At 69.3% G+C, this 6882-nt stretch carries 9 protein-coding genes; 4 read left to right on the forward strand and 5 right to left on the reverse strand.

What is annotated here, in order from left to right; all coding sequences use genetic code 11:
- Window positions 1–97: 97 nt before the first annotated feature.
- A complete protein-coding gene (gene mnmA / locus ATE62_RS22525) occupies window positions 98–1240 on the reverse strand; it encodes a tRNA 2-thiouridine(34) synthase MnmA (protein ID WP_058807880.1) in 1143 nt (380 codons plus the stop codon).
- Between the two features lie 144 nt (window positions 1241–1384).
- Between mnmA and ATE62_RS22530 the strand changes: the two genes are divergently transcribed.
- Both ATE62_RS22530 and sciP read left to right on the forward strand, forming a co-directional pair.
- Window positions 1385–1765 (forward strand): hypothetical protein, encoded by a 381-nt coding sequence (locus tag ATE62_RS22530; RefSeq protein WP_058807820.1) that lies wholly within the window; start codon window positions 1385–1387, stop codon window positions 1763–1765.
- A gap of 2 nt (window positions 1766–1767) precedes the next feature.
- A complete protein-coding gene (gene sciP / locus ATE62_RS22535; RefSeq protein WP_058807881.1) occupies window positions 1768–2067 on the forward strand; it encodes a CtrA inhibitor SciP in 300 nt (99 codons plus the stop codon).
- A 75-nt stretch (window positions 2068–2142) separates the two neighbouring features.
- Here sciP and ATE62_RS22540 read toward each other — a convergent pair whose 3' ends face one another.
- Window positions 2143–2538 carry an Ohr family peroxiredoxin gene (locus tag ATE62_RS22540; RefSeq protein ID WP_058807821.1) on the reverse strand — a complete coding sequence of 132 codons (396 nt, stop codon included), beginning with the start codon at window positions 2536–2538 and terminating at the stop codon, window positions 2143–2145.
- A 151-nt stretch (window positions 2539–2689) separates the two neighbouring features.
- Between ATE62_RS22540 and ATE62_RS22545 the strand changes: the two genes are divergently transcribed.
- Together ATE62_RS22545 and ATE62_RS22550 are read left to right on the forward strand one after the other, a co-directional pair.
- A complete protein-coding gene (locus ATE62_RS22545) occupies window positions 2690–3154 on the forward strand; it encodes a MarR family winged helix-turn-helix transcriptional regulator (protein ID WP_197411649.1) in 465 nt (154 codons plus the stop codon).
- A 126-nt stretch (window positions 3155–3280) separates the two neighbouring features.
- Complete coding sequence (locus ATE62_RS22550; RefSeq protein ID WP_058807823.1) at window positions 3281–3562, forward strand: hypothetical protein; 282 nt, start codon at window positions 3281–3283, stop codon at window positions 3560–3562.
- Between the two features lie 230 nt (window positions 3563–3792).
- Here the strand turns inward: ATE62_RS22550 and ATE62_RS22555 are convergent, their stop codons facing one another.
- The 3 genes from ATE62_RS22555 to ATE62_RS22565 form a co-directional block, all read right to left on the reverse strand.
- Window positions 3793–5022: a kynureninase gene (locus ATE62_RS22555; protein WP_231736397.1), complete on the reverse strand. Its 1230-nt coding sequence runs from the start codon at window positions 5020–5022 to the stop codon at window positions 3793–3795.
- Entirely contained in the window at window positions 5019–5921 is a 903-nt protein-coding gene (locus tag ATE62_RS22560) for an alpha/beta hydrolase family protein (protein WP_231736399.1), read from the reverse strand. Before ATE62_RS22560 ends, ATE62_RS22555 begins: the two co-directional genes overlap by 4 nt.
- Window positions 5922–6092: 171 nt before the next feature.
- Window positions 6093–6704, reverse strand: a complete 612-nt coding sequence (locus tag ATE62_RS22565; RefSeq protein WP_058807884.1) for a GNAT family N-acetyltransferase — start codon at window positions 6702–6704, stop codon at window positions 6093–6095.
- Window positions 6705–6882: the final 178 nt, after the last annotated feature.

The raw sequence follows: 6882 nt of genomic DNA on the forward strand, positions 1-6882 counted from the left end.
CCTTCTTTCCGCTCGCTCCCCCTCCCCACGGCTTCGCCGCAGGGAGGATTAATATGTCCGCTCCCCACCCCAAAGCCGCCGTCACACAGACGAACGCCTACGCCACGCCCGCCGCAAAGGTCTCCTCGATCCAGCCCCCGCCGAGCACGCGCGACGCATCCGCCGCATCGTACAGCACCGCCGCCTGCCCCGGCGCGACGCCATATTCGGGCGCCGCGAACACCAGCCGCGCGCCCTCGACGCGCGCCGCCACGGGCTTTGCCATGCTGCGCACCTTGGCCAGCACGTCGCGCCCTTCGACATCGGCGAGCCAATTGACTTCGCCCAGCCGCGCGCCCGACACCGCGAGCGCGCGCCGCGGCCCGACGACGACTTCCTTCTTCTCCGCATCCAGCCGCACCACATAGAGCGGCTCGGCCTGCCCGCCGATCTCGATCCCGCGCCGCTGCCCGACGGTGTAATGGATCAGCCCCTTGTGTACCCCCAGTAGCGTCCCGTCGACATGGACGATCGCGCCCCGGTCGTCGGCCTCGGGGCGGAGCTTCTTCACCAGCGTCGCATAATCGCCGTCGGGCACGAAGCAGATGTCCTGGCTGTCGGGCTTGCCCGCGACGCCCAGCCCCAGTTCGCGCGCGATCTCGCGCACCACGCTCTTCTGGAGCCCGCCCAAGGGAAAGCGCAAAAAGTCGAGCTGCTCCTGCGTCGTCGCGAACAGGAAATAGCTCTGGTCGCGCGCCGGATCGACCGCGCGGTGCAGCTCGGCGCCACCCGGCCCCATCACCCGCCGCACATAATGGCCGGTCGCGAGGCAATCGGCGCCCAGCTCCTTCGCCAGCTGGAACAGGTCGGTGAACTTCACCCCCATGTTGCAGCGCACGCAGGGGATCGGCGTCCGCCCGGCGAGATATTCGTCGGCGAACTGGTCGATCACCGTGTCGCGAAAGCGGCTCTCATGGTCGTGGACATGATGCGCGAAACCCAGCCGGTCGGCGACCGCGCGCGCGTCGCGGATGTCCTGCCCCGCGCAGCACGCGCCGACGCGCTTCGCCTTGGCGCCATGGTCGTAGAGCTGGAGCGTCACCCCGATCACCTCGGCGCCCGAGCGCGCGGCGAGCGCGGCGACGACGCTCGAATCGACTCCGCCCGACATCGCGACGACGATTCGCCGGTCCTTGAGCGGCGAGTCGAGCTGGAAGTCGGCCCGGGCGAGCCCGGCGGGGGAGGAAATCAGCGTGGCCATGATCGCCGCCATCTAGGGACGATGGGCCGAAAATGCCAGCTTTTCCGCGCGCCCTGTCAAGATATTGACGGGGGTTAAGCTTCGCTAACGAGCCATGAAATGGGCATTTACTGGACCTTAGTCGGTCTTGGGTAGACCGGCGGCATGAACCTCGACCCGTCCGATCTTCCGCGCCTCGCCGGTGCCGCCAGCCTGTCGAAGCCCGGCTTCGACATCATCCTGGCGGTGTCGGGCGCGCGCCAGGCGATGCTGCCGACCGCCGGCCTGCTGCAGACGCTGGACGTCCATGAGGCGCGCCACGATCCCGCGTCGCAGCGCCGCGCGATGCTCTGCGGAACCATCGCGGGCGACGCCGCGTTCGGCCCGCGGCCGACGCGCTTTTTCGACTTGTCGGAAGAAGTGACCGGCCTGTCCGAAACTATGAACAGCCTGTTTACCAGAGGATTTCAGCCGATGTTGAACTCCTCCACCGTAGACATTCTCCCGTCGGATGCCCCCCTGTCCGACGGCGAAAAAGTGGAATGAATATGATCGAAAATCAGAAAATCCGTCCGGCCCAGGTCATCGGCCCCCTCGGGGAGCCCCTGACGCTCGACTCGCTGCCGCCGGCGAACACCACGCGCTGGGTGGTTCGCCGCAAGGCCGAGGTGGTGGCGGCGGTCAACGGCGGTTTGCTGACCGTCGATGAGGTGTGCGAACGCTATTCGCTGACGCTCGAGGAATTTGCGAGCTGGCAGCGGTCGATCGATCGCAGCGGCATGCCGGGGCTGCGCGTCACGCGCATCCAGCACTACCGCGACCTCTACGAGCGCCAGCAGCGCTTCTGATCGCGGGAGCGAAAAAAAGGGAAAAAGGGCGCCCGCGGGCGCCCTTTTTTGTGCCATCGCAGACTGGCGCCGGCGTCAGGCGAGGTTGAGTTCGACCTCGATATTGCCCGCGATCGCCTTCGAATAGGGGCACACCTTGTGCGCGGCTTCGATCAGCTCCTGCGCCACATCGCGGTCGATCCCGGGTACGGCGACGTCCAGCCGCGCGCGCAGCTCGAAGCCGCCGCCGCGGTGCAAGAGGTCGATCGTCGCGTCGATCGACGGGGTTTCGGGCAGCACGATCTTGCGCTGGCCGGCGACGAGCCCGAGCGCGCCGAGGAAGCACGCCGACCAGGCGGCGGCGAACAGATTTTCGGCGGCGGGGTGCGGTTCGGGCAGCTCGATCGCGAAATGGCCGTCGGCGCTGCGCGCATAGCCTTCGGCACCGGCGACGGTGTGGGTCGAGCCGCTGAACAGGATCTTGTCGGTCATGGTCTTTTCCTTTCGAAGAGGTCTGTGTCTTTTACATCGTGTCCGATTCAATCGGATACGATGTAAATAGCGAAACGCTTTTCGATGTCAACCCCCTTCCGATTTAATCGTATGCGATCTATATAGGGGTCATCCCCCCATGGAGACCGCCATGACCGCCACCGCCCCATCCCCCGCCAAAAAGCCGGGGCTCGCCGATTTCATCTGCTTCGCCGTCTATTCGGCGAACCTCGCCTTCGGCCGCGCCTACAAGCCGATCCTCGACGCGCTCGGGCTGACCTACACCCAATATATCGCGCTCGTCGCGCTCGGCGACGGCGACGAGCAGACCGTCGGCGAACTCGGCGAGAAATTGTTCCTCGAATCGAACACGCTCACGCCGCTGCTCAAGAAGCTCGAATCGGCGGGTTATATCCGCCGCCGTCGCGACCCCGCCGACGAACGCCAGGTCCGCCTCAGCCTCACCCCCGCCGGCCGCGCGCTGATCGACCAGGACCCCGGCGCCGCGCTGTTCGACGCGACCGGCCTCGGCGACGATTTCCGCGCCGTCCAGCAATCGGTCGTGCGCCTGCGCGACAATCTGGTCCGCGCGACCAAGGGCGGCGAGAAGGGCTGAGCAGATGTCTCCTCTGGAGTAGGAAATAGCCGGAAATCCACACGATTCCCGCCATTTGACATTTTCTTTGCAACCCAAGCGTTCACCCGGCGTTAAGCCCCCAGTCAACCTTGGGAGTCACTCATTATGCGTAAATTGTTCATCACCCTCGCCGCCACTTCGGCCCTCGCGCTCGGCGCCTGCCAGAGCCCCGCGGCCGACAAGGTCGAGGATCAGGCCGAGGCGCAGGCCGACGCGATCGACGATCAGGCCGACGCGATGCCCGAAGGCCCGGCGAAGGAAGCCACCGAGGCCAAGGCCGATGCGGTCGAAGCCGCCGGCGAGGAAAAGGCGAACGCCATGGACGACAATGGCGAGATCGCCCCGTCGGAAACCGGCGCCGCCCCCGCGGAGCCCGTCAAGAAGTAACAGGGCTGCCTCCCCTAAAGGGCAGGGTGAAGGGCGCCGGTCGATTCCGGCGCCCTTTGTCGTGCGCGCAATATTTTTCGCGCCTGTGATGCCCGTCACCGCGCCGCCGGCCCCGCGCGGCTAATCCCGCTCATGTGGACGGCGGGCAAAGCCGGTCCGGCCACGCTCCACCCTCCCGTCGCCGTCTGCGACCCACGGCGGCGGGAGGGACTAGCGCCGCCCCGCCCGATCTAGGTAACCGCCGCGCGCACCCGATAGCCGGGCCGCTCCCACGCCCGCGCCGCGACCGCCGCGACCAGCGCCTCGCCCGCGTGCCAGACATCCTCGTGGCTCAAGGTCAGCGGCGTCAGCCCGAAGCGCGCGATGTCGGGATCGCGAAAATCGCCGATCACCCCCTCACCGATCAGCGCCTGCACCAGCCCATAGGCCTCGGCATGGCGAAAGCCGATATGGCTGCCGCGCATCGCGGGATCGCGCGGCGTCACGCATGTGAGCCCCGCGCGCGCCCCCGCCGCCGCCAAACTGTCGAACAGCGCCGCCGCCTTCGCCTCGACCGCGGCCATGTCGACGCCCTGCCACAGCGCCAGCCCCGCCTCGAGCGCGTCCATCGCCAGCATCGGCGGCGTGCCCGTCAGCCAGCGCTTCATGCCCGCCGCGGGCGCATAATCGTCGGCGAAGCCGAAGGGCGCCGCATGCCCCATCCACCCCGACAGCGGATTGGCGAGCGCCGCCTGCCAGCGCTTCGCGACATAGAGGAAGGCCGGCGCCCCCGGCCCGCCGTTCAGATATTTATAGCCGCAGCCGACCGCCAGATCGGCGTTCGCGCCATCCAGGTCGACCGCGACCGCCCCCGCGCTGTGGCTGAGGTCCCACAGCATCAGCGCCCCCGCCGCCTGCGCCCGCGCGGTCCAGTCCGCCATGTCGAAGCGCTCGCCGCTCTTGTAATGGACATGCGTCAGCAGCAGCACCGCGACATCGTCGGTCAAAGCCTCCGCCAGCGCCTCGCGCGGCACGACGCGCAGCTCGGCCCCCGCCACGCAGCCGACCGCGCCCGCTGCGATATGCAGGTCGGTCGGGAAATTGCCCGCCTCGCTCAGCACCACCCGCCGCGCGGGATCGCGGCGCCCGGCTTCGCGCAAGGCGGCGACGATCAGCTTGAACAGGTTCACGCTCGTCGAATCGCACGCGATCACCGCGTCGGCCCCCGCGCCCACCAGCGGCGCGATCAGCCCGCCGATCCGCGCCGGCGCATCGATCCACCCCTCGTTCCAGCCGCGCACCAGCCGCTCGCCCCATTGCCGCTCCACCATGTCGGCCGCCGCCGCCACGCTCGCCTGCGGCAGCATGCCCAGCGAATTGCCGTCGAGATAGATCACCCCCGCGGGCCGCACGAAGCGCGCGCGCCAGCCGGCCAGCGGATCGGCGGCGTCGCGCGCCCGCGCCTCGGCCAGCGTCGTCACTTCGGCGCGATCCCCAGCGCCGTCAGGATCGCCGCGCGCTGCTTGCCCCAGCTGACGCTGTCCGGCGCGATCAGCTCGACATGCCCTTCGTCGCCCGTCGTCACCACGTCCGCCGCGCCCCCGCGCTTGGCCATCGCATCGGCATAGGCGCGCGCGACATTCGGCGGCGCGATCCCGTCGCGGTCGTTGTGGAACTGCAGCTCGCGCGCCGTCCCCAGCGGCATTTCGGGCGGCGAGGTCCGCGCGAAGTCGCCCCCCGCCATCGCCGCGGGCGCCGCGCTGCCGCAGGCATGGCCGCTGCTCGCCGCCCCCGCGCGCAAATCGGGCAGCCCGCCCTGGCTGATCGCGAGGTCGATCCGCAGCGGATCCTTCCCGCGCAGCGCATCGCCCGCCGCCAGCCCCGGCCGCCGCGCCAGCCACAGCGCCAGATGCCCGCCCGCGCTGTGCCCGATCGCGATCCGCGGCCCGTCGGTCTTCAGCCCGTGCTTCGCCCCCTCGGCGACGAAAAGATCCGCCGCCGCGCCGACATCCGCATAGGTCCCGGGCAGCCCGCCGCCGCGATCGACCCCGCGATATTCGATGTTCCACACCCCAACGCCGTGCGTCCGCAGGTCGTCCGCGATCCAGTTCATGATGTCGCGCTCGGCAATCGCGGTCTGCCAGCAGCCGCCGTGGATCATGATCACCGCCGGATGCGGCCCTTTGCCTTCGGGCTTCCACACATCGACGACCTGCAAAGCATCCGCGCCATAGCGCAGCGTCGCATCGGGCTTCGGCTGCGCCCGCCCCAGCAGGTCGCCCCAGGTCATGATCGGCTTCTGCGGCACCGCATGCTCCTGCGTCCCTGCGGGCGACGAGCAGGCGGCGAGCGCCAGCGCCGCCCAGGCCAGATATCGCATCCTCATCCTCCTCGCGCCCCCCAGACCTGACATGCTTTCAATTCCAATTCACCCCGAAAAAGCGTATGACGACTCGCGACACAGGGTGGGGCGACAGCGCGACCATGCGTCACGGCCTGACGCGGCGCGGTACGCGACCCAGCCGCGCGGCGGCAGGCCGTCCTCTCCCCCTCATCCGCCAAGCGCCGCGAACACATCCTGCACGCCCCGCGCGTCCGTGTCCGCGCGCAGCGCCGCCAGCGCCGCCGCCACGTCGAGCCGGTAATCCGCCACCCCCGCGCTCGCCCCGGCCCATTCCGCGCCCAGCGCCTTGACCAGCCGCTTCGCCGCGGCGTTTTCGGTCAGCATATGCACCTCCAGCGTGCCGAGCCCCTCGGCGCGGCACTGGATCAGCAGCGCCGCGGTCATCATCCGCGCCAGCCCCAGCCCCTGGAAATCGTCGAGCACCGCGACCGAATATTCGCCCACCGGCCCGTCGTGCGCGCCGCGCACCGCATGCACCGCGCCGATCGCCGGCGTCCCCTCGCACTCGGTGCACAGCGCGCCCCAAGCGATATGGTCGTGCCCGTCGACGTCGACCAACCGCGCGATCACCGTCTCGGGCAGCGCCGGCGCCGGCGAGAAAAAGCGCAGGTAACGCGCCTCGGCCGACAAGGTCGCAATCCCCTGCCGCAAGAGCGGGGCATCGCCCGGCGTGATCGTGCGCAGGCACACCGCGGTGCCGTCGGCCAGCCGGCTGTGCACCGCGATATCGCCGAGCGCGCGCTGCCCTCGCTCCACCATCGCCGCCTCTCCTGCCGCGCCTTCGTCCGCAGGATAGGGCGCCGCACCCGCGCTGGCAATCGCGCGCCCGCGCCTCTCCGCACGCACCGCAGCGGAAAAATCGCTTTCCTAAAATATTCCAATATGGTTCGTTACGGCGACTCGACGAACCAAAGGAGCCCTTATGACGCAGGAAATC

It is taken from the genome of Sphingopyxis sp. HIX, from assembly GCF_001468285.1.
Lineage (GTDB): Bacteria > Pseudomonadota > Alphaproteobacteria > Sphingomonadales > Sphingomonadaceae > Sphingopyxis.